Origin of the sequence: Paenibacillus sp. B01, assembly GCF_009649995.1 — a bacterium.
GTDB classification, from domain to species: domain Bacteria; phylum Bacillota; class Bacilli; order Paenibacillales; family Paenibacillaceae; genus Paenibacillus_O; species Paenibacillus_O pasadenensis.
This window is the reverse complement of sequence record NZ_CP045802.1, coordinates 3,588,150-3,614,097: the sequence shown is the minus strand read 5'-3', so window position 1 is coordinate 3,614,097 and position 25,948 is coordinate 3,588,150. Positions and strand designations below refer to the sequence as shown.

22 protein-coding genes are annotated in these 25,948 nt (G+C 64.7%); 21 read left to right on the top strand and 1 reads right to left on the bottom strand.

The window, feature by feature from the left end; genetic code table 11:
- Nucleotides 1-84 precede the first annotated feature (84 nt).
- From pyrR to GE073_RS15555, 16 genes are all read left to right on the top strand, one after another.
- Complete coding sequence (gene pyrR, locus GE073_RS15630; protein WP_101809327.1) at nucleotides 85-645, top strand: bifunctional pyr operon transcriptional regulator/uracil phosphoribosyltransferase PyrR; 561 nt, start codon at nucleotides 85-87, stop codon at nucleotides 643-645.
- 5 nt (nucleotides 646-650) lie between these two features.
- Complete coding sequence (locus tag GE073_RS15625) at nucleotides 651-1,553, top strand: aspartate carbamoyltransferase catalytic subunit (protein WP_028596987.1); 903 nt, start codon at nucleotides 651-653, stop codon at nucleotides 1,551-1,553.
- A gap of 84 nt (nucleotides 1,554-1,637) precedes the next feature.
- Complete coding sequence (locus GE073_RS15620; RefSeq protein WP_043110734.1) at nucleotides 1,638-2,936, top strand: dihydroorotase; 1,299 nt, start codon at nucleotides 1,638-1,640, stop codon at nucleotides 2,934-2,936.
- Between the two features lie 12 nt (nucleotides 2,937-2,948).
- A complete protein-coding gene (locus tag GE073_RS15615; RefSeq protein ID WP_028596985.1) occupies nucleotides 2,949-4,094 on the top strand; it encodes a carbamoyl phosphate synthase small subunit in 1,146 nt (381 codons plus the stop codon).
- Nucleotides 4,081-7,293, top strand: coding sequence for a carbamoyl-phosphate synthase large subunit (gene carB, locus GE073_RS15610; protein WP_153783812.1), 3,213 nt, complete (start codon nucleotides 4,081-4,083; stop codon nucleotides 7,291-7,293). Before GE073_RS15615 ends, carB begins: the two co-directional genes overlap by 14 nt.
- A gap of 141 nt (nucleotides 7,294-7,434) precedes the next feature.
- On the top strand, nucleotides 7,435-8,181 hold the full coding sequence (pyrF, locus tag GE073_RS15605) for an orotidine-5'-phosphate decarboxylase (RefSeq protein ID WP_153783811.1): 747 nt from the start codon (nucleotides 7,435-7,437) through the stop codon (nucleotides 8,179-8,181).
- A 2-nt stretch (nucleotides 8,182-8,183) separates the two neighbouring features.
- Nucleotides 8,184-8,825 carry an orotate phosphoribosyltransferase gene (gene pyrE, locus GE073_RS15600; RefSeq protein WP_028596982.1) on the top strand — a complete coding sequence of 214 codons (642 nt, stop codon included), beginning with the start codon at nucleotides 8,184-8,186 and terminating at the stop codon, nucleotides 8,823-8,825.
- Between the two features lie 1,266 nt (nucleotides 8,826-10,091).
- Nucleotides 10,092-11,585 (top strand): malate:quinone oxidoreductase, encoded by a 1,494-nt coding sequence (locus GE073_RS15595; protein WP_101809323.1) that lies wholly within the window; start codon nucleotides 10,092-10,094, stop codon nucleotides 11,583-11,585.
- Nucleotides 11,586-11,696: 111 nt separating this feature from the next.
- Entirely contained in the window at nucleotides 11,697-12,551 is an 855-nt protein-coding gene (locus tag GE073_RS15590; protein WP_153783810.1) for a hypothetical protein, read from the top strand.
- The gene (locus tag GE073_RS15585; protein WP_101809322.1) at nucleotides 12,548-13,168 is read left to right on the top strand and encodes a hypothetical protein; all 621 of its coding nucleotides are present in this window, start codon (nucleotides 12,548-12,550) and stop codon (nucleotides 13,166-13,168) included. The genes GE073_RS15590 and GE073_RS15585 overlap by 4 nt, the downstream gene beginning before the upstream one ends.
- Nucleotides 13,155-13,649: a GNAT family N-acetyltransferase gene (locus GE073_RS15580; RefSeq protein WP_416362106.1), complete on the top strand. Its 495-nt coding sequence runs from the start codon at nucleotides 13,155-13,157 to the stop codon at nucleotides 13,647-13,649. The genes GE073_RS15585 and GE073_RS15580 overlap by 14 nt, the downstream gene beginning before the upstream one ends.
- Nucleotides 13,650-13,752: 103 nt before the next feature.
- Nucleotides 13,753-15,090 (top strand): stalk domain-containing protein, encoded by a 1,338-nt coding sequence (locus tag GE073_RS15575; RefSeq protein WP_153783808.1) that lies wholly within the window; start codon nucleotides 13,753-13,755, stop codon nucleotides 15,088-15,090.
- A gap of 84 nt (nucleotides 15,091-15,174) precedes the next feature.
- Nucleotides 15,175-15,666 carry a tetratricopeptide repeat protein gene (locus GE073_RS15570; protein ID WP_101809320.1) on the top strand — a complete coding sequence of 164 codons (492 nt, stop codon included), beginning with the start codon at nucleotides 15,175-15,177 and terminating at the stop codon, nucleotides 15,664-15,666.
- A gap of 306 nt (nucleotides 15,667-15,972) precedes the next feature.
- Nucleotides 15,973-17,001: an ABC transporter ATP-binding protein gene (locus tag GE073_RS15565; RefSeq protein WP_101809491.1), complete on the top strand. Its 1,029-nt coding sequence runs from the start codon at nucleotides 15,973-15,975 to the stop codon at nucleotides 16,999-17,001.
- On the top strand, nucleotides 16,998-17,798 hold the full coding sequence (locus tag GE073_RS15560; RefSeq protein WP_228551559.1) for an ABC transporter permease: 801 nt from the start codon (nucleotides 16,998-17,000) through the stop codon (nucleotides 17,796-17,798). Before GE073_RS15565 ends, GE073_RS15560 begins: the two co-directional genes overlap by 4 nt.
- On the top strand, nucleotides 17,788-18,684 hold the full coding sequence (locus GE073_RS15555; RefSeq protein ID WP_228551557.1) for an ABC transporter permease: 897 nt from the start codon (nucleotides 17,788-17,790) through the stop codon (nucleotides 18,682-18,684). The genes GE073_RS15560 and GE073_RS15555 overlap by 11 nt, the downstream gene beginning before the upstream one ends.
- A gap of 36 nt (nucleotides 18,685-18,720) precedes the next feature.
- On the opposite strand, the gene GE073_RS15550 is transcribed toward GE073_RS15555, so the two are convergent.
- Nucleotides 18,721-19,716, bottom strand: a complete 996-nt coding sequence (locus GE073_RS15550; protein WP_028596974.1) for a glycosyltransferase — start codon at nucleotides 19,714-19,716, stop codon at nucleotides 18,721-18,723.
- Nucleotides 19,717-19,876: 160 nt separating this feature from the next.
- Here GE073_RS15550 and GE073_RS15545 point away from each other — a divergent pair, with 160 nt between their 5' ends.
- The 5 genes from GE073_RS15545 (at nucleotide 19,877) to GE073_RS15525 (ending at nucleotide 25,940) form a co-directional block, all read left to right on the top strand.
- Nucleotides 19,877-20,686 carry an alpha/beta hydrolase gene (locus tag GE073_RS15545; protein WP_153783807.1) on the top strand — a complete coding sequence of 270 codons (810 nt, stop codon included), beginning with the start codon at nucleotides 19,877-19,879 and terminating at the stop codon, nucleotides 20,684-20,686.
- A 60-nt stretch (nucleotides 20,687-20,746) separates the two neighbouring features.
- Nucleotides 20,747-21,241: a glutathione peroxidase gene (locus tag GE073_RS15540; protein ID WP_153783806.1), complete on the top strand. Its 495-nt coding sequence runs from the start codon at nucleotides 20,747-20,749 to the stop codon at nucleotides 21,239-21,241.
- Between the two features lie 237 nt (nucleotides 21,242-21,478).
- Nucleotides 21,479-22,465: a Gfo/Idh/MocA family protein gene (locus GE073_RS15535; RefSeq protein WP_153783805.1), complete on the top strand. Its 987-nt coding sequence runs from the start codon at nucleotides 21,479-21,481 to the stop codon at nucleotides 22,463-22,465.
- A gap of 1,524 nt (nucleotides 22,466-23,989) precedes the next feature.
- Nucleotides 23,990-24,892 carry an ABC transporter ATP-binding protein gene (locus GE073_RS15530; protein WP_101809319.1) on the top strand — a complete coding sequence of 301 codons (903 nt, stop codon included), beginning with the start codon at nucleotides 23,990-23,992 and terminating at the stop codon, nucleotides 24,890-24,892.
- Nucleotides 24,858-25,940, top strand: coding sequence for an efflux RND transporter periplasmic adaptor subunit (locus GE073_RS15525; protein ID WP_028596969.1), 1,083 nt, complete (start codon nucleotides 24,858-24,860; stop codon nucleotides 25,938-25,940). Before GE073_RS15530 ends, GE073_RS15525 begins: the two co-directional genes overlap by 35 nt.
- Nucleotides 25,941-25,948 lie beyond the last annotated feature (8 nt).

Sequence of the window (25,948 nt, the reverse complement as noted above, 5' to 3'; positions counted from 1 at the left end):
TTTTTGCCCTGCCGAGGGAGGATAAAGCCGTACACTACCCATGCGCAGCGGCTGCGGCCGGACGCTGAAGGAGCTCGATCACCCATGTCAGAAGGCGAGAAGCGCGCCATCATGGACGATACCGCCATACGGAGAGGCCTGACCCGGATCGCCCATGAGATCGTCGAAAAGAACAAAGGCATCGAAGGCTGCGTGCTGGTCGGCATCCGGACTCGCGGCGTCTACCTGGCCCGCCGCCTCGCCGAGCAGATCCGCGAGATCGAGGGAACGCCTGTCGCTTGCGGCGAGCTGGACATCACCGGCTACCGCGACGACCGCTCGCCGGACGGCCAGCGGGGAGCCATCGCGGTGCCCGATGCCGGAGGCCAGCCGGTCCCGGTCCACGACAAGCGCGTCATCCTGGTCGACGACGTGCTCTACACGGGCCGGACGATCCGCGCGGCGATGGACGCCTTGATGGATCAGGGACGTCCGCAGTCGATCCAGCTGGCCGTGCTGCTCGACCGCGGCCACCGAGAGCTGCCGATCCGGCCGGATTATGTGGGCAAGAACGTGCCGACCTCCAAGCAGGAGAGCATCCGCGTCTCCCTTCAGGAAGTGGATGGAGAAGACAACGTCACCATCACGGAAAGACAGGGAGGATGATCAGGATGACGGCATTGCAGCTGCGGCAAAAAAGCCTGCTTGGCTTGAAAGGAATGGGGCGCGAGGAGCTGGAGTCGATCCTCTCGCGCGCGGCCCACTGGGAGCGGCAAGAGCAGAAGGTGCAGCCCGTGCTCGCGGGAAGCTTCGTCGCCAACATGTTCTTCGAGAACAGCACGCGCACGCGGTTCAGCTTCGAGGTGGCGGAAAAGCGGCTCGGAGCCGAGGTGCTGAACTTCTCGGCGGCGGAATCGAGCGTGCAGAAGGGCGAGTCGATCTACGACACGGTGCGCACGCTGGAGTCGATGGGCATCGACGCCGGCATCATCCGGCTCAAGCCGGCCGGAGTGCTTGAGGAGCTCGCGGAGCGCATCCAGGTGCCGCTCATCAACGCAGGAGACGGCAACAACGAGCATCCGACGCAGGCGCTGCTCGACCTGTACACGATGCGGCAGCAGTTCGGATCGCTTTCGGGGCTGCGCGTCTCGATCATCGGCGACATCAAGCACAGCCGGGTGGCCCGCTCCAACTACTGGGGGCTGAAGCAGTTCGGAGCGCAGGTGCGCTTCTGCGCGCCGGAAAACATGCGTGAGAACGAGCTGGATGTGGCCTACGTGAGCATGGAAGAAGCGCTCGAAGCCGACGTCGTCATGATGCTGCGCGTGCAGCTCGAGCGGCATGAGGGCGGCATGCTCCGCTCCGCGGAAGAGTACCGCGAGCAGTACGGTCTGACGGCGGAACGGGCGGCGCGCCTTGCGCCGCATGCGATCATCATGCATCCGGCGCCGGTCAACCGCGACGTCGAGATCGACGGCGATCTGGTCGAGCATCCGCAGTCGAGAATTTTCCCGCAGATGCAGAACGGCGTGCCGGTGCGCATGGCCGTCATCGAACGGGCGCTGAGAGGATAGAGGCGGCGAGCGCCGCCAGGAAGCAAGGACGACGGAAGCAGGCAGGCAAGGCGGCATTCGCTGCGAAAGGGGACGGATCAAGCAATGGCAGCTGTGGAATGGATCGTGAACGGACGGATCTGGAACGAGGAGAGCGGCGAGCTGGAGACGAGGCATATCCGCATCGAGGACGGCCGGATCGCCGAGATCAAGGCCGGCGATGCGCCGGCGGCGGCAGGCGAGGGCGTGCTGGACGCGCGAGGAAGGCTGGTCTCGGCGGGCTTCATCGACATGCACGTGCATCTGCGCGACCCGGGCTTCGAGCACAAGGAGGATATCGTCACCGGCACCGCCTCGGCGGCGGCGGGCGGCTTCACTACGATCGCCTGCATGCCGAACACGCGGCCTTCGATCGACACGCCGGAGACGGTGCGCTATGTGATCGACAAAGCCCGCGAGCAAGGAAACGGCGTGAAGGTGCTGCCCTACGCGGCCATCTCCAAAAACCAGCTCGGCCGCGAGCTGACCGACTTCGCGGCGCTGAAGGCGGCCGGCGCGATCGGCTTCACCGACGACGGCGTCGGCGTGCAGCGCGCGCAGACGATGAAGGACGCGATGGAGCTGGCGCAGTCGCTCGACATGCCGATCATCGCCCACTGCGAGGATGACAGCCTCGTCGAAGGGCTGTACGTCTCCGAGGGCAAGTTCGCCCGCGACAACGGCATCAAGGGCATCCCGAACGAGTCCGAGGCGATCCATGTCGGCCGCGACGCGCTGCTGGCGGAATCGACCGGCGTCCATTACCACGTCTGCCACGTGAGCACCGAGCAGTCGGTGCGCCTGATCCGGCTCGCCAAGTCGGTCGGAGTCCGCATCACCGCCGAGGTGTGCCCGCATCATCTGGTGCTGAGCGACGAGGACATCCCCGGCATGGATTCCAACTGGAAGATGAACCCGCCGCTGCGCACGCCGCGCGATGTCGAGGCGGTCATCCAAGGCCTCGAGGACGGCACGATCGACATGATCGTCACCGACCACGCCCCGCACAGCGCCGAGGAAAAAGCCCGCGGCATGCAGCTCGCGCCGTTCGGCATCGTCGGCTTCGAGACGGCGTTCCCGCTGCTGTACACCGCCTTCGTCCGCACGGGCAAATGGTCGCTCGGCTTCCTGCTGAACCGCATGACCCGAATTCCCGCTTCCGTCTTCCGCCTCGACTCGGGGCGGCTGGAAGTCGGAGCTCCGGCGGATCTGACCGTCGTCGAGCTGGAGGAGAAGCGCGAGGTCGATCCCTCTGCCTTCCTTTCCAAAAGCAGCAACACGCCTTTCGGCGGCTGGAAGCTCTACGGATGGCCCGAAGCCACCGTCGTCGCCGGCAGCGTCGTCTGGTCCCACCAAAGCGCATAAGGAGTGATACGGATGCAAGCGAGACTGATTCTTGAGGATGGAACCGTATTTGCGGGCCAGTCGTTCGGCGCCGAGACGTTCAAGCCCGGCGAGGTCGTATTCAACACCGGCATTACCGGCTACCAGGAGGTGCTCTCCGATCCGTCGTACTGCGGACAGATCGTCACCATGACGTATCCGCTGATCGGGAACTACGGCATCACCCGCGACGATTTCGAGACGGTGGCGCCGTTCATCCACGGCTTCGCCGTACGCCGCCACGAGCCGATCCCGAGCAACTGGCGCGCCCAGGTGTCGCTGGACTGGCTGCTCAAGGAGCACGGCATCCCGGCGATCAGCGAGATCGACACGCGCATGCTGACCCGCAAGCTGCGCCACTTCGGCACGATGCGCGGCGTCATCACGACCGGCAGCGAGCGCGTCGAGGCGATCGTCGAGCAGCTGACCGGCACGCCGCTGCTGCGCGACCAGGTCGCCCGCACGTCGACGAAGCAGGTGTTCACGAGCCCGGGCTTCGGCGAGCGCATCGTGCTGATCGACTACGGCGCCAAGACCGGCATCCTGCGCGAGCTGACCAAGCGCGGCTGCGACGTCGTCGTCGTGCCGCATGACACGTCCGCGGAGACGATCCGCCGCCTCAATCCGGACGGCATCCAGCTGTCCAACGGCCCTGGCGACCCGCAGGACGTGCCGCATGCGGTCGCGACGATCCGCGAGCTGCTCGGCGAATACCCGATCTTCGGCATCTGCCTCGGCCACCAGCTGTTCGCGCTCGCTTGCGGCGCGGATACGGAGAAGCTCAAGTTCGGCCATCGCGGCGGCAACCACCCGGTCAAGGAGCTTTCCACGGGACGCTGCTACATTACGAGCCAGAACCACGGCTACACCGTGCCGGAGTCCAGCATCGCCGGCACCGAGCTGACCGTGACCCATATCAACAACAACGACAAGACGGTCGAAGGGCTGAAGCATAACCAGCATCCGGCCTTCTCGGTCCAATACCATCCGGAGGCGGCCCCGGGGCCGTTCGATTCCAGCTACCTGTTCGACGAATTCCTGGAGCTGATCCGCACCCATCGCCGCACTAACCCTTCCAAGCCGCGTCAAGCCCAGCTGTCGGAAGCGTCCAAAGGAGAGCTGCTGTATGCCCAGAAATAACCTGCTCAAGAAGATCCTCGTCATCGGCTCCGGCCCGATCGTCATCGGCCAGGCCGCCGAGTTCGACTATGCCGGCACGCAGGCTTGCCAGGCGCTGAAGGAAGAGGGCTACGAGGTCGTCCTCATCAACAGCAATCCGGCGACGATCATGACCGATACGAACATGGCCGACAAAGTGTACATCGAGCCGATCACGCTCGACTTCGTCTCCCAGATCATCCGCCAGGAGCGTCCGGACGGCCTGCTGCCGACGCTCGGCGGCCAGACCGGCCTCAACATGGCGGTCGAGCTGGCGCGCGCCGGCGTGCTCGAGCGCGAGAACGTGCAGCTGCTCGGCACGCAGCTGACGGCGATCGAGAAAGCCGAGGACCGCGATCTGTTCCGTGAGCTCATGCGCGAGCTGGAGCAGCCGGTGCCGGAGAGCGTCATCGTCACGACGGTCGAGGAAGCCGTCGACTTCGCCAATGAGATCGGCTACCCGATCATCGTTCGCCCGGCGTATACGCTCGGCGGCACGGGCGGCGGCATCTGCGCGACCGAGGCCGAGCTGCTGGAGACGGTCGCCTCCGGCATCCGCTACAGCCCGATCGGCCAGTGCCTGATCGAGAAGTCGATCGCCGGCATGAAGGAAGTCGAGTACGAGGTCATGCGCGACGCGAACGACAACTGCATCGTCGTCTGCAACATGGAGAACTTCGATCCGGTCGGCGTGCACACCGGCGACTCGATCGTCGTGGCGCCGAGCCAGACGCTGTCGGACCGCGAGTACCAGATGCTGCGCTCCGCGTCGCTCAAGATCATCCGCGCCCTGAACATCGAGGGCGGCTGCAACGTGCAGTTCGCGCTGGATCCGTTCAGCTTCCAATACTATGTCATCGAGGTCAACCCGCGCGTCAGCCGCTCCTCGGCGCTCGCCTCCAAGGCGACGGGCTACCCGATCGCCAAGATGGCCGCGAAGATCGCCGTCGGCTACACGCTCGACGAGATCGTCAACCCGGTCACGGGCCAGACGTACGCCTGCTTCGAGCCGACGCTCGACTACATCGTGTCCAAAATTCCGCGCTGGCCGTTCGACAAGTTCACGGGCGCCAACCGCAAGCTCGGCACGCAGATGAAGGCGACCGGCGAAGTGATGGCGATCGGCCGCACGTTCGAGGAGTCGATGCACAAGGCGATCCGCTCGCTGGAGATCGGCACGCATCGCTTCCATCTCAAGGACGCGCATGAGCTGGGCGACGAGACGCTCCGCACGCGCCTGGCCAAGCCGGACGACGAGCGCATGTTCCTGATCGCCGAGGCGTTCCGCCGCGGCTGGACGCTCGCCGACATCCAGGACCTGACCAAGGTCGACTGGTGGTTCCTCGACAAGATCGAGAGCATCGTCGCCTTCGAGGACGAGCTGCGCCGCGCTCCCGGCCTGACCAAGGAGCTGCTCTACGCGGCCAAGCGCCGCGGCTTCTCCGACCGCTCCATCGCCGAGCTGCGCCGCGAGGGCAGCCAGCAGACGCTGACGGACGAGCATGCGGTGCGCGCGTTCCGCCTGGAGCAGGGGCTGCGTCCGGTCTACAAGATGGTCGACACCTGCGCCGCCGAGTTCGAGGCGAGCACGCCGTACTACTACTCCACCTACGAGGTGGAGAACGAAGTGACCGAGACGGACAAGCAGAAGGTGCTCGTGCTCGGCTCCGGCCCGATCCGCATCGGCCAGGGCATCGAGTTCGACTACTCGACCGTGCATGCCGTCTGGGCGATCCAGAACGCCGGCTACGAAGCCGTCATCATCAACAACAACCCGGAGACGGTATCGACCGACTTCAGCACCTCCGACCGGCTCTACTTCGAGCCGCTGTTCCTAGAGGACGTGCTGAACGTCATCGAGCAGGAGCAGCCGATCGGCGTCATCGTGCAGTTCGGCGGCCAGACGGCGATCAACCTCGCCGCTCCGCTGGCGAAGGCGGGCGTGCGCATCCTCGGCTCCAGCCTCGAGAGCATCGACACCGCCGAGGACCGCAAGAAGTTCGAGGCGCTGCTGCGCGGCCTCGACATCGCGCAGCCGGAAGGCAGCACGGTGACGAACCTCGAGGAGGCGATCGTCACGGCGAACCGCCTCAGCTACCCGGTGCTCGTGCGTCCGTCGTACGTCCTCGGCGGCCGCGCGATGGAAATCGTCTACTCCGACGAGGAGCTGGTCGGCTACATGGCCGAGGCGGTCAAGATCAATCCGGAGCATCCGGTGCTGATCGACCGCTACATGCTCGGCAGGGAAGCCGAGGTCGACGCGATCTGCGACGGCGAGACGGTCGTCATCCCGGGCATCATGGAGCATGTCGAACGCGCAGGCGTGCACTCCGGCGACTCCATCGCGGTGTACCCGCCGCAGTCGCTGTCCGCGGACATCAAGGAGCAGATCATCGACATCACGATCAAGATCGCCAAGGCGCTGAAGGTGGTCGGCCTGGTCAACATCCAGTTCGTCATCCATAACGACAAGGCGTATGTCATCGAGGTCAACCCGCGCTCCTCGCGCACGGTGCCGTTCCTCAGCAAGGTGACGGGCCTGCCGATGGCGAACCTGGCGACGCGCGCCATCCTCGGCACGAAGCTGGCCGAGCTCGGCCATGTCGACGGCCTCTGGCCGGAGGACAAGTTCGTCAGCGTCAAGGTGCCGGTGTTCAGCTTCGCCAAGCTGCGCCGCGTCGATCCGACGCTGACGCCGGAGATGAAGTCGACGGGCGAGGTCATGGGCCGCGACGAGCAGTACGCCAAGGCGCTGTACAAGGGACTGATCGGCGCCGGCATGAAGATTCCGCTGCAAGGCTCCATCGTGGCGACCGTGTCCGACAAGGACAAGGGAGAGGCGCTCGAGCTGCTAAAGGGCTTCTATGCGATCGGCTACAAGATCATCGCGACCGGCGGCACGGCCGCCGCGCTCGAGGCCGAGGGCATCGTCGTGCAGCGCGTCAACAAGCTGAGCGAAGGCTCGCCGAACATCCTCGACCTGATCCGCAGCGGCCAGGCGCAGTTCGTCTTCAACACGCTGACCAAGGGCAAGACGCCGGAGCGCGACGGCTTCCGCATCCGCCGCGAGGCGGTCGAGAACGGCGTCGTCTGCATGACGTCGCTCGATACGGTGCGGGCGCTGCTGAACATGCTGCAGACGATCAACTTCAGCTCGAACCCGATGCCGGTCCTGCAATAATCCGATGAAGCACGGCCAGCGCCGATGAGCGCGCCGTCTCCAGCACCGCCTTCCTAGGCGCTGCCGGCGGCGCGCTTCTGGCGGATGGTCTTTCTCTATGCCCAGTCGACCGAACAGATCGATCCCAAGGAGGAGCAAGCGATGAGCACAACGGCCCTGAGCCGCGAGCAGGCGGCAGCCAAGGTGATGGTGGCGCTGGATTATCCGGACGCCGCCTCCGCCGAGCAGCTGCTGGAGCAGCTCCAAGGCATTCCCTGCTACATGAAGGTCGGCATGCAGCTCTTCTACGCCGCCGGACCGGACTTCGTCCGCCGGCTCAAGGAGCGCGGCTACCGCGTGTTCCTCGACGTAAAGATGCATGATATTCCCAACACCGTCAAAGGCGGCGCGAGCAGCATCGCGAGGCTCGGCGTCGACATGTTCAACGTGCATGCCGCCGGCGGCCGCGACATGATGGAGGCGGCGATGGACGGCGTCGAGGAGGCGCTCGCCGCCGATCCTTCGCTGCCCCGCCCGACGGTCATCGCCGTCACGCAGCTGACGAGCACGAGCGAGGAGATGCTCAACGACGAGATCGGCATCCCCGGCACGGTCGAGGAGGCGGTCGCCCGCTACGCGCTGCTCGCGATCGCGTCCGGCCTCGACGGCGTCGTCGCCTCGCCGCATGAGGTGCAGCTCGTCAAGGACGCCTGCGGGCCGACGTTCCAGACGGTCACGCCGGGCATCCGTCCGGCCGGCGCCGATGTCGGCGACCAGGCGCGCATCATGACGCCGCAGGACGCGCTTCGCGCCGGCACCGACTATATGGTGATCGGACGGCCGATCACCCGGGCGGCCGATCCGCGCGCCGCCATTGAATCCATTATCGAGGAGCTGATCCAAGCATGAGCATGCTTCAAGTCGAAAGCCTTCCGCGCGAGATCGCGGCCAAGCTGCTGGACATCGGAGCGGTCGCGCTGCGGCCGGAGGAGCCGTTCACCTGGACGAGCGGGCTGAAGTCGCCGATCTACTGCGACAACCGGCTGACGATGTCCTACCCGGATATCCGCGACCTTGTGGCGGAGGGCTTTGCCGCGGTCATTCGCGAGAGCTATCCGGACGCCGACGTCATCGCCGGCACGGCGACGGCGGGCATCCCGCATGCCGCCTGGGTCGCGCAGAAGCTGAACCTGCCGATGGCCTACATCCGCGACAAGGCCAAGGGCCACGGCAAGCAGAACCAGATCGAAGGCCGCATCGCCGCGGGGCAGAAGGTCGTCGTCATCGAGGATCTGATCTCGACCGGCGGCAGCTCGATCAAGGCGGCGCAGGCGGTCGCCGAGGCGGGCGGCGAGGTGCTGGCGGTCGTCGCCATCTTCTCGTATCAGTTCGCGAGCGCCGAGAAGGCTTTCGCGGAGGCGGGCGTGCCGCTGCGCACGCTGTCAGGCTACTCGGCGCTGATCGACGTGGCTGCCGAGCGCGGCATCGTGCAGAGCGGGCAGCTCGCGTCGCTGCAGGCGTGGCGAGAGGACCCGGCCAGCTACGGCAAGTAGGCGGCGAGATCGGCCTCGCGCCGAGGCAGAGCGATAGAGGGGCGGGACGGCGCATGAGGCCGACCGTCCTTTTCGCTGTCTGGGCAGGAGGGCCGCTGCGCGAGCTGAGCCTTTCTCCGGTGAAGCCGGAGAACCAGACCCGGAGAAGTAGCCCCGGTAGGGCATGAAGCCCGCTGCGCGAGCCGAGCCTTTTCTCGGCTGGAAGCCGGAAAGCGGGCCAGGGACAGGCGAACCGCTGCGCGAGCCGAGCCTTTCTCCGATTCCACTGGAAGCCGGATGCCCTGATTTCCCGACCTCCTATTCGGAGGCCATCCGTCTTCCAAGAGGACCGCTGCCGCTTCTCCGAAAGGCATCGTCTCGCTCCGCTCTGCCTCGCCCCGCAAGCTTGCTCCCTCCCCCTTCTTATTAGGGGGGAGGGCCGTCTCCCGAATACTGGGAGACGACAGCGCTTCGCGCGGCCAACAAACTGGCCTTAAAACAGACCGAGCCAGCAAGCAGGCAAAGCTGCCTGCACAAACCATCCCAGCCCTGCTCGACCAATTACATAGGCGAGCTGCGCGGAAAAACCGAGTAACTCGAGTGTCCAGGGGGAGAAACGGAACGAGTTGCGCGGAAAAACCGAGTAACTCGGGCGTCCAGGGGGAGAAACGGAACGAGTTGCACGGAAAAACCGAGCAACTCGGGTGCCCGGGGGAGAAACGGGGCGAGTTGCGCGGAAAAACCGAGTAACTCGGGTGTCCAGGGGGAGAAACGGAACGAGTTGTGCGGAAAAACCGAGTAACTCGAGTGTCCACGGAGCGAAACGGAGCGAGCTGCGCGGAAAAATCGAGCAACTCGGTGCGGCTGTGGAGCTGGAAGTTCAGGGGCGGTTGGTGGAGCGGTCTGGTTGCGCATCTGAATGCAGAAGTAAGATGCTGCACTTGTTGCAACAGGCGCGGAACCGTGCAACATGCGCGAAGCGTGAGCAATATGCCAGGACCAGGAGCGAAGCGGACGGGAGACTCGCGAAGAAGCGGCCGCGGGTCCCTTGGAGGCCGGGTTCCACCCCTGCTGGAGAATGGAATCAGAGGAATCTGGGCTCTAGGAAGATCGGAACGAGTCCCCGCTCCGCGAAGCGGATCGGTCCCGGTGTCCGCGCTCCGACAAGCGAAGATAGGACTCGAGCGGTCATTACAAAGCGCCGTCGAATCGTGCTATACTAGAGGGAGTGATTGTGGATCCGAGTCGATCCGGCTTTAAAAAATTCATGGGTAAGGACCGATAACATTGAGCAATCGACAACCTGCAACTGACGTGATCTTGATCGGCGCCGGCATCATGAGCGCCACCCTTGGCGCCTTGCTGAAGGAGCTTGCGCCGGACTGGAGCATCAAAGTGTTCGAAAAGCTCGCCTCGGCAGGCGAGGAAAGCTCGAACGAATGGAACAATGCCGGTACGGGCCACTCCTCCCTGTGCGAGCTCAACTACACGACCGAGAAGGCCGACGGCTCGATCGACATCAGCAAGGCGGTCAAGGTCAACGAGGAATTCCAGGTATCCAAGCAGTTCTGGGCGCATCTGGCGGCAAGCGGACTTATCCAGCATCCTCAGGAGTTCATCAAGGCGCTGCCGCATATGAGCCTCGTGTTCGGGCAGAACAACGTCAACTTCCTCCGCAAGCGCCACGAAGCGCTCAAGGACAACCCGCTGTTCCGGGGTATGGAGTATTCCGACCGTCCCGACCAGCTCAAGCAGTGGATTCCGCTCATCATGGACGGACGCAAGGTCGACGAGCCGATTGCGGCGACGAAGATCGACTCCGGAACGGACGTCAACTTTGGCGCTTTAACGCGCATGCTGTTCGCCCATCTGCAAAGGCAAGGCGTCGATGTCCGCTACAACCATCAGGTCGACGACGTGAAGCGTGCCGGCGACGGCAGCTGGGAGATCAAGGTGCGCGACGGCCGAGGAGCGGTCGAACGCCATAACGCCAAGTTCGTCTTCCTCGGCGGCGGCGGCGGCAGCCTGCATCTGCTGCAGAAGTCCGGCATTCCAGAAGGACGTGCCATCGGCGGCTTCCCGATCAGCGGCATCTTCATGGTATGCCAAAATCCGGAGGTCGTCTCCCGGCATCACGCCAAGGTGTACGGCAAGGCCGCCGTCGGTGCGCCGCCGATGTCCGTGCCTCATCTTGACAAGCGTTATATCGAGGGCAAGGAAATGCTGTTCTTCGGACCTTTCGCCGGCTTCTCGCCGAAGTTCCTCAAGAACGGCTCGATGCTCGATCTGATCACGTCCGTCAAGCCGAACAACCTGGTGACGATGCTCGCTTCCGGCGCCAAGAACGTGCCGCTCGTGAAGTACCTGCTCAAGGAGCTGTCGCTGTCCAAGGAGCAGCGGATGAACGCGCTGCGCGAGTTCGTTCCGGAAGCCAAGAGCGAGGACTGGGAGCTCGTCGTAGCCGGCCAGCGCGTGCAGGTCATCAAGGATACGCCGGCGGGCAAAGGCATCCTGCAATTCGGTACGGAAGTCGTAAGCGCGGCCGACGGCTCGATCGCGGCGCTGCTTGGCGCCTCGCCGGGAGCATCGACTGCGGTTTCCGTCATGCTGGAGGTCATTGAAAAATGCTTCCCGCAGCAGCTCAAGGCATGGGAGCCGAAGATCAAGCAAATGATCCCTTCCTACGGCCTCAAGCTTCTCCAGCACCCGCAGCTGATCGCGCAGATCGAGGCCTCTACGGCCAAGGCGCTCCAGCTCAAGGAACTGCATCCAGCCAAATAAGCTGTCTTCCCTCCCCGGTACCGACCGAACGGTTCCGGGGATTTTTTGCATTCTTTCCCAAAATACTCCTGGATTATGCTATGATAGGCAGGTTGAAGGAGGAGACGCGCAATGCTAGGCTGGATCAAGCGCCGTCCGTGGACGGCGGCAGCGGCGGCGGTCGTGCTGATCGCGGCGAGCTGGACCGGGAATCTGCTCTATCGCGGCACGCAGCTGTTGGAAGAGCCTTATTTTTTCACGCAGGATCAGCTCGTCCATCCCGGCACCAATCAGCTCTACATCCCTTACTTGGAAAATCGCCGAGAGCGGAATTCCGTCCTATTCGTGCAATGGAACGAGCGGCCCGATGCTGCCATCGTGCTGCAAGAGACGATGGGCTTCCGCTACCAGCGCCAGCTGACGGCCTATGCCAGTTGGGAAATGGATCAAGAGGCTTATGAACAGCTCAAGGAGCCGCAGCCGATAACGTTGACCGTACACTACCGCAATGGAACCATAAAGCAGGTCCAGGCTGGTACGCTGCGCAAGCGCGAGGAGTCGGTTCTAGGCATCAAGGGCAAGGGGGGCGGGTCCGACAACGGTTCCGTAAACGGCGCAGCCGCTTGCGACTGCACGCTCGAAAGAATCGAAGTCGTTCCTGCTGAGCTTGGCGACTCGATCCGGTTGAAGCCTTACGGCTTCGGGGCTAAGTCGCTGCAGCCGCCGGTCGCGCTGACCAAAGGGGAGACGATCCGGATCGACTGGTCGTTCGCGCCTGACGGCGGGAACAGCCTTCGCGGAGCCCATTATTACGAGATGGGCCTGGAGCTGACGTTCCGGACGGAGGACGGCCGGATCATCCGGGAGCGGGAGCCGCTTGCTTTTCCGAACTTGGCCATCGACGAGAACGACTTGACGGCGCTGGTGAAGCAGCTTCGAAAAGGAAGCGAGCCGCATCCGGCCATGAACGGAGGGAGCTCGCGATGAATGTATCCTGGCGAAAGCCGCTTCGCCGCATCGGCTGGGGCCTCCTCCTCGTGCTGCTCGACGTGCGGATCGCGGGCATCGACTGGCTGCCGGACTTCGTCGGCTATATGATGGCGGCGTCGGGATCGCTGCGGCTCGGCAGCGAGTTTCCCGCGATGCGCCGCGCCGGGCGGCTCGCCTGGGGGCTGGCGGCCGTCTCGCTCCCGGCTGTGCTCATGCCGTATACCATGAATCCGACGGAGGGAATCTCGCAGCTGCCGCTGCCGGTCCAGCTGTACGGCCAGCTGATGCTGGCGCTTCACGCCGTGCTGATCATGCTGCTCTGCACAGGGCTGCGCGAGGCGGCATCCAAGGCGAAAGCGAGGGACATCCAGCATCAGGCCGGAGGCAGGCGGACGTTTTATGCGCTGCTCGCTTTTGTCCTGCTGGTGTTCTATCCGTTCCAGTTCAATCTAGAGGAGCTGCAGTGGTGGGTCTGGTATGGAGGCGGCGTCCTCCTGCTCGGCATCGCCGAGCTGCTGGCGCTGCGGCTGCCGTTCCGTCTAGCCCGTGTCCGCAGGCACAGAGTCGACAAGGAGGCGACAAGGAGGCGCCAACCCTATGATCATCATTCGTAAACGAAATCCGGAAGAGCCGCTGCCGATGGAGCTGCTGCTGCTCGCCGACCCGTCCGCCGAGATGGTCGCTTCCTACGCGGAGCGCGGTGAATGCTGGCTGCTGGCCGATGGCGACGAATCGCCGATCGGCGCGTACGTGCTGCTGCCGACGAGGCCGGCGACGCTGGAGCTCGTCAATGTGGCGGTCGCCGAGGAGCGCCAGGGCCAAGGCCTCGGCAAGCGGCTCGTGCTCCATGCGGTCGAGCGCGCCCGCGAGCTCGGGGCGGCGACGCTCGAGGTCGGCACGGGCAACTCCAGCATCGGCCAGCTGGCGCTCTATCAGCGCTGCGGCTTCCGCATCGCGGGCGTCGACCGCGATTTTTTCGTGCGCCACTACGACGAGCCGATCGTGGAGAATGGAATTCCGTGCGTCGACATGATTCGGCTGTCGATGGATCTTCCCCGCTCCGACGCGGGTGCCGGGACTTCCGGCCCCCGTTGATTTTCCGATAGACAAGGCGAGGCCGACCTCCGATAATAGAGTTGAAGTTTTCCATACGTGGAGCTTACATAATCGAGGTCAGGGGAATGCCAATCATGAACCATTGGAAAGGTCTTGCCGCCACGGCAATCGCTGCGGCCGTCATCGCGACGAGTCTCGGAAGCGGCGCGGCCGATTCGGCCGCGGCGGCCGCCGCAAGCCGGCGATCAGCGTCGTGCTGAACGGCAAGACGCAGAAGTACGATCAGCCGCCGGTCATCGTGAACGGCTCGACGCTCGTGCCGCTGCGCGGCATTTTCGAAGGGCTCGGCGCCAAAGTGTCCGTCAGCGGCAAGCAGATCACCGCGACGAAGGGCTTCACGACGATCGTCCATACGATCGGCCAGAACTGGGCGCTCGTCGACGGCCAGAAGGTCGAGCTGTCCCAGCCTTCGCTCGTGCTCAAAGGACGCACGCTCGTGCCGCTTCGCTTCATCGGCGAAGCGCTTGACAGCAAGGTCGGCTGGAACGCCGCCAAGCAGCAGGTGACGGTCGCTCCGCTCCAAGGCGCCGAGCTGCAGGCGCGCTGGGCGGACAAGGCCAACAGCTTCGCCTGGGCCGGCAAGCTGGACAAGCTCAAGGCGATGCTTGCCGCAGGCTGGAAGCCGGCGCTCAGCGAGCAGGCGTTCATCACGAGCGTCTTCACCAAAAACAAGGACATCGTCAAGCTGTTCCTCGACAACGGAGCCGACGTCAACATGATCGTCACGATGGAAGAGGGCGACGCCATCGCGCTCGTCGAAGCGGCGACGTTGCCTTACCGCGAGACGGCGGACGGGGAATATCCGGCAACGACCGAGGCGTCCGATCTGGAGCTCTTGCGGCTGCTGCTCTCCGCCAAGCCGGACATCGCCGGCCTCGAGCAGGAGAACGGCAACCTCGTCTGGACGGCGATCCACGCCGGACGCCTGGAGATCGTGAAGGAGCTGCTGGCGGCCGGAGCGAGCGCCAAGTCCGACGGCAAGCAGCAATTCGCTGCGCCGCTCGCCGCCGCTGCCGGCTATGTCGGCGCTGACGGCAGCCGCGCGTACGCCATGATGGAGCTGCTGCTCAAGAACGGCGCCGATCCGAACGACTGCAACTGCGACGTCAAGGAGAGCTACACGCCGCTTGAGCTCGCGAGCGGCATGCTGTACGACGCCCAGGATGACGGCATCGCCTACAAGCCGGAAGCCCGCGTCGTCGAGCTGCTGCTCCAGCATGGAGCCGATCCGAAGCGGGACCATGCGCTGTACGAAGCGGTCGACGCCGAGGCGCTGGACATCGTCAAGCTGCTGCTCGCCAAGGGCGCCGACCCGAACAAGAAAAATCCGTCTACGGAAAAAACGCCGCTGGATCTTGCCAAGGAGCTCGGCAACGCCGAGCTGACCGCGCTGCTGCAGCAGACCGCGGCAAGCGTATAGCAACAGAGCCCGTCCGCATTGTCGGACGGGCTTTTTTAAGTCAACCGGAATTTTAAGTCAATCGGAAGAAGGAGGCAGGCCGAGATGAATCGAGAGGAAACGATCCGCGCCGCGGCGCGCTTGCGCGGCGAAGGCCAGGGCGAGGAAGCGCTGCGGCTGCTGAAGGCGCTGGCGGAGCATGCCGAGGAGGACGCCGAGCTGCAGTACCAGCTCGCCTGGACGCATGACTCGCTCGGACTGGAGCGGGAGGCGGTGCCGCATTACGAGCGGGCGCTCTCGCTCGGACTGGCGGAGCCGGGAGACGATGCGGGAGCGAGGCTCGGACTCGGGAGCACGCTGCGGACGCTCGGCCGCTACGCCGAGGCGCGGCAGCTGCTGGAGGCGTCGGCGCAGCGGTACCCGGAGCGGGCGGAATTTCGCGTGTTCCTGGCGATGGCGCTGTACAACGAAGGCGAGGCCGCCCGCGCGATGGAGCTGCTGCTGCGCGAGCTGGCGGACAGCAGTTCCGCCGCCGGCGTGCGGGATTATGCGCCTGCGATCCGTTTTTATGCGGACAAGCTGGATCAGGTATGGTGAAAAAAAGCCTTTACCAAACCTTCCCTTCCGTGTAAGATGAATCATCAAACGGAAGGGTTTCTAGGGATCCGGGAAGCGGCCGCGCCGATGCGGCCCTCTTCGACCGAACCGAGCGAGACCGGCGCGGCGCCATAGGCCGCGTACACCGTAAGGGATAAAAGACCTTCGGAAAGTTCCGCCTGCACGCCTGTGCCGGCCGGCTTTCCGAAGGTCTTTTTGCCGATTCCGGCCGAGGCCGGGAAAGGAGCGGCCCCGCATCGCGTGCGGGTCCGGCACGGACAGACGAGCACGAAGGGAGCGGAGAGCATGAACGTATTGGAGACGAAGGGACTGCGGAAGACGTTCCGCGTCAAGCGCAAGGAGCCGGGATTCGCGGCGAGCCTCCGCTCGCTGTGGGCGCCGAGCTGGAGCGAGAAGGAGGCGGTGTCGGGCATCGACCTCGCGGTCGAGGAGGGGGAGACGATCGCTTTCCTCGGTCCGAACGGAGCCGGCAAGTCGACGACGATCAAGATGCTGACCGGCATCCTGCATCCGAGCGGCGGCGAGGCGACCGTGCTCGGCCATGTGCCTTGGAAGGAGCGCAAGCAGCTCGCCTACCGGATCGGCACCGTCTTCGGGCAGAAGTCGCAGCTGTGGTACCATCTGCCGCCTAGCGACACGTTCGAGCTGATGAGCCGCATCTACGAGCTCGACCGGGACGACTACCGCCGCCGGCGCGACTTGCTGATCGAGCGCTTCGAGCTCGGGCCGTACCTCGATACGGCCGTGCGGCGGCTGTCGCTGGGCGAAAGGATGCGCTGCGAGATCGCCTGCTCGTTCCTGCACCGGCCGCGCCTGCTGTTCCTCGACGAGCCGACGATCGGCCTCGACGCCATGATCAAGGAGCGGATCCGCGAGCTGATCGCGGAGCTGAACCGGGAGGAGGGGACGACGGTGTTCCTGACGTCCCATGACGCGGGCGACATCGAGCGGCTGTGCCGGCGGGCGGTCGTCATCCATCACGGCGGCATCATGGTCGACGGCTCCGTGCAGCGGCTGAAGCGCGACATCCTCCGCTACAAGACGGTCGCCGTGCGGCTTGCCGAATCGTCCCCGCCCGCCGAGTCGCTGCCGCTGCCTCCCGGGGCGCGGCGGCTGCCGGCCGACGCCGGCCAGCTGCGGCTGTCGGTCGATCTGACGGAGATCGGCGTCGAGCAGGTGCTGCAAGGGCTCATGTCGACGCTGGCGATCGCGGACGTGACGATCGAGGACCCGCCGATGGAGGAGGTCATCAAGACGCTGTTCGCCCGAGGCCGGGACGAAGGCGTGGCCGCGCGAGAGGAGGATGCGCCATGATCGCCGCCAAAGGCGCGAAATACGCCGCCGTCGTCCGCATCACGCTCAAACAGCAGACCGCTTACCGGATGGACTTCCTCATGCGCTCGCTGTTCCTGCTGCTCATCCTCTACGTGTTCATGCAGCTCTGGTCGGCGGCGTACAGCGGCCAGGGCGAGGGCGCGGAGATCGCCGGCTTCCGGCTCAAGGACATCATCTGGTACCTCGTGCTGACCGAGGCGTTCACGATGGCGTTTCCGCAGCTGTGCACGCGCATCGAGGAGGAGGTCAAGAGCGGCGGCATCGCCGTCCGCCTGCTGACGCCGATCTCGTACGCCGGCTACCAGTACGCGTCCTATCTCGGGGAGGCGGCGCTGCGGTTCGTCGTCAATCTGGCCTGCGGCAGCCTCATCGGCTGGATGCTCGTCGGCCCGCCGGAGCTCGGAGCCGGCTGGTCCTCGATCGCGGTGCTCGGGCTCGGCAGCTTCACGCTGGCGTTCCTGCTCAACCTGTCGATCGCGCTCTGCTCCTTTTGGGTGGAGGAGACGCGGGGACTGGAGTTCATCCTGCAAAAGCTGCAGTTCACCGTCGGCGGCATGCTCATCCCGCTCGACCTGATGCCGCACTGGCTGCAGCAGGTATGCGCCTGGCTGCCGTTCCAGGCGGTGCTGTACTTTCCGGCCAAGTCGGCCGTCAGCGGCGGGGAGGAGCTGGGCGCCTACGTGGCGCAGCAGCTCGGCTGGATCGCCGTCATGGCGGCGCTGTGCGCCTGGATCTATTCGCGGGGCATAAGGAGGCTGAATGCCAATGGAGGCTGATCGCAAGCCGGCCGAGCGGTCCGCGTCGGCGGCCGCGCCGACCCGGGCCACGACCATGGCCGCTTCCGCAACGGCTGCGGACGGGCGCAAAGGAACGTTTTGGCGAGGCACGCTGCCGTTCCTGCTCACCTGCTGGAAGCTGAACCTCGCCGGCGCGATGGAGTTCCGCCTGAGCTTCCTCATGACCGCCGGCATGATGTTCCTGAACAACGTCATCTGGCTGCTGTTCTGGGGCATCTTTTTCGACCGCTTCCCGGATGTCGCCGGCTGGGAGCTGAAGGACGTCATGCTGCTCTGGGCGGTCAGCGCAGGCGGCTTCGGCTGGGCGAGCGTGCTGCTCGGCAACTTCACGCGCATCGCCTATCTGACGGCGAACGGGGAGCTGGACGTCTACCTGACCCAGCCGAAGCCGCTGCTGCTGAACGTGCTGGCGAGCCGCATGTCGCTGACGGCGATCGGCGACTTCCTGTTCGGCGCGGCGATCTATGCGTACGTCGGCGACCATAGCTGGACAGGGCTGGCCTCTTTCCTGCTCGCGCTGCTGATGTCCGGCCTGTTCTTCCTGTTCTTCACGCTCGCGACCGGCTCGCTGGCGTTTTTCTTCGGCAATGCCGAGGGCATCGCCTTCCAGCTGTTCAACAGCTTCCTCGCGTTCACGACCTACCCGGCGGACATCTTCAAAGGGCTCGGCCGGCTACTGCTGTTCACGATCGTTCCGGCGGGCTTCATCAGCTACATGCCGATCGGCCTGCTGCGCGGCTGGGACGGATCGTTCATGCTGGCGGCGGCAGGCATGCTGCTGCTGCTGGCGGCGCTGTCGCTCGGGCTGTTCTATGCGGGCCTGCGGCGCTACAGCTCGGGCAACCGGATGGCGATGAGGAGCTGACGTCCAGCCGGCGGAATGGCTGCGGCCAGCGAATGCCTACAGCCAGCCGGAGTAGAATTTCTCGTAGCCGGCCTTCATGACGCGTCCGCCGAAGCGGCTGAACGCCTGGTCGCGGTTGTCCTCGGACACCCGGCGCGGATGCGCGGCCGCCATGTTCAGCAGCTCGAACCAGTTGGACTCGCTGCCGGCGAACGTATGCGTCGACGCGATATGCCCGTAGCAAGGATGCTCGGGCTTGACGACGAGCTTGCCCATCGCCATCGCCTCCGCGAGCGGCATCGAGAACGTGTCGAAGCGGCTGCTGCTCCAGTACACCTTCGCCGAATTCATCAGCTCGAACACCTCGTCCCTGGACAGCGCGAACTTCAGCGTCACGTTGGACGGGATGTCGTAGCGCTTCATGCTCTCGCGGTAGCGGAGGCCGCCCATCGCCATCACGACGTCCTTGTCCGGATTGCGGCGCGCGTACTCGAGCGGCAGGTCGGGACGGCGGTTCGGCTCGTCGCGCCCGATCCACAGGATGCGGTTCTCGACCACCTGCGACGGGTCGTAATGGCGCTCGGCGAGCTCCTCCTCGAAGCCGATCGGAATGACGTCCACGTCCGTGACGCCCCAATCGGCGCGGAACAGGCCTTTCAGATAGTCCGTATGCACGACCGCCTTGTCCACGATCGAGTAGAACGGCTTCATCATCTCGTAGCCGGTCAGGTCGGGATGCGGGTAGCTGTGCGGGAACAGCACCGCCTTGTCGCGGAACATCTTGAGGAACGTGAACCCGGATACCGTGTAGATGACATGCTCGATCCGCTCCCGGTCGAGCTGCTCCAGCACGAGGTCGTAGTTGACGAGATCGCCTTTTTCGTACTCGTAGCCGGGCGCCTGGTCGTATCCGCTCACATGGCGGTCCGGCGCGACGAACACGATCTCGACGCCGAGCTCGCGGCTGAGCGCCTGCAGCCTTTCGGCATAGATGCGGGGGCCCTGGGCCTCCGCGAATTGAATTTTTCTCATGACGAGACCGACTTTCGTCACCGTCGATTCCTCCTTCGGGTGGGGCATGCTTCTGCTAGTATAATCGACCGGCCCGATATGGGGTAGAGAAGAGGGAGGAGAACGGCAGAGCGGCGAGGAAGAGGGTATAAGGCATTAAGGAAACGAAACGCCGCATCAGCACTCGAGAGGAGCATGCATCATGGAAAAAATCGAGCTATGGCCGCAAGGAGCGCCGGGCGCGCTCGGCACGCAAGAGGAGGACCGGCCGCATCTGCTGCGCTTCCCCGCGGCCGGCACGGCAGCGAGAGGGGCCGTCGTCGTCTGCCCCGGAGGAGGCTACGCGATGCGGGCCGGACATGAGGCCGACCCGATCGCGGCCTGGTACCAGGAACGCGGCTTCCACGCGTTCGTCCTGCATTATCGCGTCGCCCCGTACGCCTATCCGAGCGCGCTGGAGGACGCCCAGCAGGCGATCCGCCTCGTGCGGCTGCACGCGCAGGAGTGGGGCGTCGATCCGGAGCGGATCGCGCTGCTCGGCTTTTCGGCAGGCGGGCATGTGGCGGCGAGCGCGGGCACGCTCAGCAACGACGGCGACCCGCTGTCGGACGAGCCGATCCGGCGGATCGGCTGCCGTCCGGACGCGTTGCTGCTTTGCTATCCGGTCATCAGCATGCGCCCGGACGTGACGCATGGCGGATCGCGGCGCAACCTGCTCGGCGAGCGGCCCGACCCGGAGCTGGAGGCGCTGATGAGCGCGGACGAGCAGGTCGGCCCGGATACGCCGCCGACGTTCCTGTGGCATACGGCGGAGGATGAAGGCGTCTCTTCTCGCAACAGCCTCCGATTCGCGATGGCGCTGGCGGAGCACGGCGTCTCCTACGACCTCCATGTGTACCAGCGCGGGCGGCACGGCATCGGCATGGCGGCGGACGACCGCCGCGCCGGCGGCTGGCTGGAGCTTTCCCGGAGCTGGCTGGAGGATCTCGGCTGGGGAGGATCGTCGCGTTGACGGCATTGAATTAATTTTATACAATTGAATCAGAAACGATTTAATTGGGAGGCGATGCCGATGTCGATCTATGAGATTCCAGTGGAGAAGTCCGGCGGGGAGCAGACGACGCTGGAGCCCTATCGCGGCAAGGTGATGCTGATCGTCAATACGGCGACCAAATGCGGGCTGGCGCCGCAGTTCGACGGCTTGGAGAAGCTGCATCAGACGTATAAGGACGAAGGGCTGGCCGTGCTCGGCTTTCCGTGCGGCCAGTTCGCCAATCAGGAGCCCGGCGGCGACGATCAGATCCAGGAGGCGTGCCGCATCAACTTCGGCGTCACGTTTCCGCTGTACGCCAAGGTCGACGTGAACGGCGACGGCGCGTCGCCGCTGTTCCAATACTTGACGAGCGAGGCCAAGGGCTTTCTCGGCACGAAGGCGATCAAGTGGAACTTCACGAAGTTCCTCGTCGACCGGGACGGCCGCGTCGTGCAGCGCTTCGCGCCGACCGACAAGCCGGAGAAGATCGAGAGCCATATCCGAAGGCTGCTCGGAGCCGGCGCTCCGGCGTGAGCCGCGCCGGGCGATGAGCGGCGCCAGGTGATGAGCGGCTCGACCGCAGAGGCGCCTGTCCGATAAGCGGCTCGATCGCAGATGCGCCCGTCCGATAAGCGGCCCGATCGCAGAGGCGCCCGATCGATGATGCCGGTCGTCGCCCGCCCGTCTCCGACTCCGGAGGCGGGCTTTTCTATCTGCCCAAGGCCGCTCTGTGATAGACTGGATACGATCCAGATCCAAGGAGGAACAAGCATGCTGCGTATCGGAATCATCGGCTCCAACTTCATCACGGAAACGTTCATCGACGCGGCTCGGCAAGTCGACGGGCTGCAGCTCGCGGCGCATTATTCGCGGAGCGCCGAGCGAGGGGCGGAATTTGCGGACAAGCACGGCATCCCGTGCCGGTTCACGGATCTCGAGGAGATGGCTGCGAGCCGCGAGCTCGACGCCGTCTACATCGCCAGCCCGAACTCGCTGCATGCGGAGCAGGCGGTCTTGTTCATGAAGCGCGGCAAGCATGTGCTGTGCGAGAAGCCGATCGCCTCCAACAGCCGCGAGCTGCGGGAGATGATCGCCGCCTCCAGGGAACATGGCGTGCTGCTGCTCGAGGCGATGAAGTCGACGTTCCTGCCGAACTTCGCCGCGATCCGGGACAATCTCGGTCGTCTTGGCGAGGTGCGGCAGTATTTCGCTTCGTTCTGCCAGTATTCCTCGCGCTATGACCGCTACAAGGCGGGCGAGGTGCTGAACGCCTTCAAGCCGGAGCTGTCCAACGGCTCGCTGATGGATATCGGCGTCTACTGCCTGTATCCGCTCGTAGCGCTGTTCGGCAAGCCGCAGACGGTGCAGGCGAGCGCCGTCATGCTGGATACCGGCGTCGACGGCCGCGGCAGCCTGCTGCTCGGCTATCCGGGGATGGAGGCGCTGATCGCGCACTCCAAAATCAGCGATTCATCGCTGCCGGCCGAGATCCAGGGGGAGCAGGGCGTCATGCGCATCGAGCGGATCAGCCAGCCGGCGTCCGTGCGGCTGCAGCTCCGCGGCGGACAGGAAGAGGACTTGAGCCGGCCGCAGGCCGCCAATACGATGCAGTACGAGATCGAGGCTTTCGTACGGCTGATCGCCGAAGGCCGGACCGAGTCGGACATCAACACGTTCGAGCTGTCGCTCGCCGTGATGGAGGTCATGGACGAGGCGCGCCGCCAGATCGGGCTTGTGTTCCCGGCGGACCGGGCGTAAGGGCAGGGACGGCACGAATCTAGGGTACAAGGGATGAGGGAAGAGGCTGCTTCCAGGCCGGCTGCGCGCCGGTTGGGGACGGCTTTTTTTGTGTGCGGGATAAGGGGACGGGCGTTCGGGGGCGGACAAGCCGCTGTGCGAGCTGACTGCTTAGGACGAATAGGCCGCTGTGTGAGCCGAGCCAAGCCAAGCCTGTGGGACGAACAGGCCGCTGCGCGAGCCGAGCCAAGTCTATGGGACGAAGAGGCCGCTGCGCGAGCCGAGCCTTTCTCCGATTCCACTGGAAGCCGGATGGCTTGATCCCCTGACCTCCTATGCGGAGGCCATCCGTCTTCCAAGAGGACCGCTGCCGCTTCTCCGAAAGGCATCGTCTCGCTTCGCTCCCTTCGCCCGCCGCCCGCTCCCCCTTTATTTAGGGGGAGCGGTCCGTCTCCCGAAAGCCTGGGAGACGACAGCCTCGACTGTGCCCAGCGCTCGCCAAGTTAGCTCGGCTTTGCTCCATCTCCGCGTCCGCCCAACCCGCGTCGACTTCTAAGCAGGCTATGATCTGCCAAGCTGCCGACCCTACTGCCTCGTCAGCCAGCCATTGGCGAAGCTAGCTGGTGAACGGAGGAGCGTGATCGAGGCATGAAGTCGAAAAAATCATGTTACCTGGAGGACAGTTGGAGAAACGACGGAGATGCGCGGAAAAACCGAGTAGCTCGGGTGCGAAGACGAGTGAACAGGGGGAGATACGCGGTAAAACCGAGCAACTGGGACTCGTAGACGAGTAAACGAGGGAGATGTGCGGAAAAACCGAGCAACTGGGGTGTGGAGACGAGGAGAGGTGTGCGGGCTGCTGAGCTCGGGCGGCGTCGGTCGGGTGGCGCGAGCGCGGGATGCAAACGGTGGCATGCGAGCGGGACGCGGGCGGTGCGGACGGCGTGGGGGAGTGCGGGCTGCGGAGGCGAGGATGCAGGCAGCGGGAGCCCGGGATGTGCAAGGCGGGACGCGAGCGGTGCGGACGTCCGGGCGGCGTGGGCGGAGCTAACGAAACTGAGGAACGTTATTTGTCCGAAATAGGCGCAAATAAAATTGTAACGATACTGAGAAGTGCTATTGAAGGCTTCAACACCGATTTTTCGGAGTTGAAGGCCCCGTAGCGCTCGTCAGTTTCGTTAAAAGTTCAGAAAGGCGGTTTTCGGCGAAATAGCGTCTCTCCGTATTGTTAGCCCTCCAAGGATGCGGACAACACAAATGGAAGCGGCTGTAAGATGCCTCCGTTCTCGAGGAGCTTTCCGAACCGCCGCTTGTGCCGGAAAAGGGAATTCGTGGCTTCGGGCTCCACGAAGACCGAGAAGAGTCCCCGTCATTCGGACGTTCAAGTCCGGAGCTTTAGCCCGGGAAGCCGCATCTGAAACGGGACTTTTGTCGCGTTTTTTGGTTTTTTTTCGAAAAAGGCAATTTCCGGTGTAACCTTTAACCATTTCCATCCGTCTACAGGAAAAATGAGAAAGATGAGAAAATGGAGGGTCGAGATTCACCATGATCTGGAAAAAGAAGAAAAAAGATTCTCCTGCTCAGGCGCCGCCGGATGAACTGTCGCCGGAACCGACCGCCGAAGGCGAGCTTGTCGAGGCGGTCGGACCGGCCGATCCCGCCGGGCTCCAGGGCGGCACGCATCCGGCCGATCCCGCCGAGCTCCAGGGCGGCACGCATTCGGGCGCTGCCGCCGGCCGCATCGAAGCCGCGGCAGCGGAACGGGACGTTCCGTCCGGCGAGCCGCTGCTTCAGGTCAGCGGCGTCCAGCGCAGCTTTCCGGCCTCGGGCGGTCCCATCCATGTGCTCAAGGGCATCACGATGGAGGTGCCGCATCGCCGCCTCGTCATGCTCAAGGGCCGCTCGGGCTCCGGCAAGACGACGCTGCTCAATCTGATCGGGGGACTCGATACGCCGTCCAGCGGCGAGATCTGGTTCGACGGTGAGCCGATCCACAAGCTCGGCGACGACAAGCGCACGGTCATCCGGCGCGAGCGGATGGGCTTCATCTTCCAAGCGTTCGCGCTCATGCCGCTGCTCTCCGCGTACGAGAACGTCGAGCTGTCACTGCGCATGGCCGGAACGCCCCGCTCCGAGTGGAAGGGCCGCGTGGAGCATTGCCTCGCGATGGTCGGCCTCGAGCGCCGCATGAAGCACCGCCCGTTCGAGATGTCCGGCGGCGAGCAGCAGCGGGTCGCCATCGCCAAGGCGATCGCCCATCGGCCGCGCCTGCTGCTGGCCGACGAGCCGACCGCGGAGCTCGACACGCAGATGTCGGCGCAGATCATGTCCGTATTCCGCACGATGATTCAATCCGAGGGCGTCACGATCTGCATGACGACTCACGATCCTACGATTTTGGAGGTTGCCGATCATGTTTACGAAATGGTGGACGGGACGTTCATCTAAGCGTGCCGCCGCTCTGCTGCTGGGCTGCTCGCTGGCGCTCTCCGCCGGCTGCTCGCTGCTGCCGGCCGAGCCGGAGGAAGAGGTACTGCCGACCATCGCTCCGCCGCAGATTTCCAAGAAGCCGGAGTACGAGGTCACGACGCAGACGCTGGAGACGCGCGTCGAGGCCGCCGGCAAGCTGATCTCGCTGCGCGAGGAGACGCTCTATTACACGCTGGATGGAAAACGGCTCAAGGACTTGTACATAAAACCCGGACAAAAAGTGAAGAAAGGCGATCCGATCGCGTCGCTCGACGTCGAGGACATGCAGAAGCAGCTGCGCGACCAGCGCCTGCAGTTCCGCAAGGACGAAGTCGCGATGAAGGAGACGCTGCGAAAGAAGGACGAAATGCCGCCGGTCGACTTCGAGGCGGCCGTCATCGCCTTCGAGGAGAAGCGCCAGGCGATCGGCGACCTGGAGGAGGAGATCGGCAAGGCGACGCTCGTCGCGCCGTTCGCCGGCACGGTCGTGCAGCTGCCGGTGCAGAAGGGAGACGCGATCAAGGCCTACGATCCGATCTGCGTCATCGCCGATACGGGCCAGCTCGTGCCCGGCATCAAGCTCGACGCCGACGAGCTGGAGCAGGTGACGGTCGGCATGAAGGCTGTCGTCGACATCAACGGCGTCGGCGAGGTCAGCGGCAAGATCACCGCTTTGCCGGTGGCGCAGCCTGACGACAACGGCGGCAACGGAAACGGAGGCAATGGAGGCAACGGAGGCGCGTCCACGCCGGAGCGTCCGGAGGACTTCCTGCTCATCCAGCTCGACAAGGTGCCGGCGAACGTGGCGCGCGGCACGATGCTCTCCGTCAGCATCGTCGTCAAAAGCAAGCCGAACGCCATCGTCATCCCGCCGTCCACGCTGCGCAGCATCGGCTCCCGCACCTACGTGCAGGTCGTCGAGGGCGAGACGAAGCGGGAGGTGGACGTGGAGGTCGGCGAGCAGACGGCGACTGCGGTCGAGATTCTGAAGGGCCTCGAGCCCGGGATGAAAGTGGTGGGCAGGTAACGTGCTGC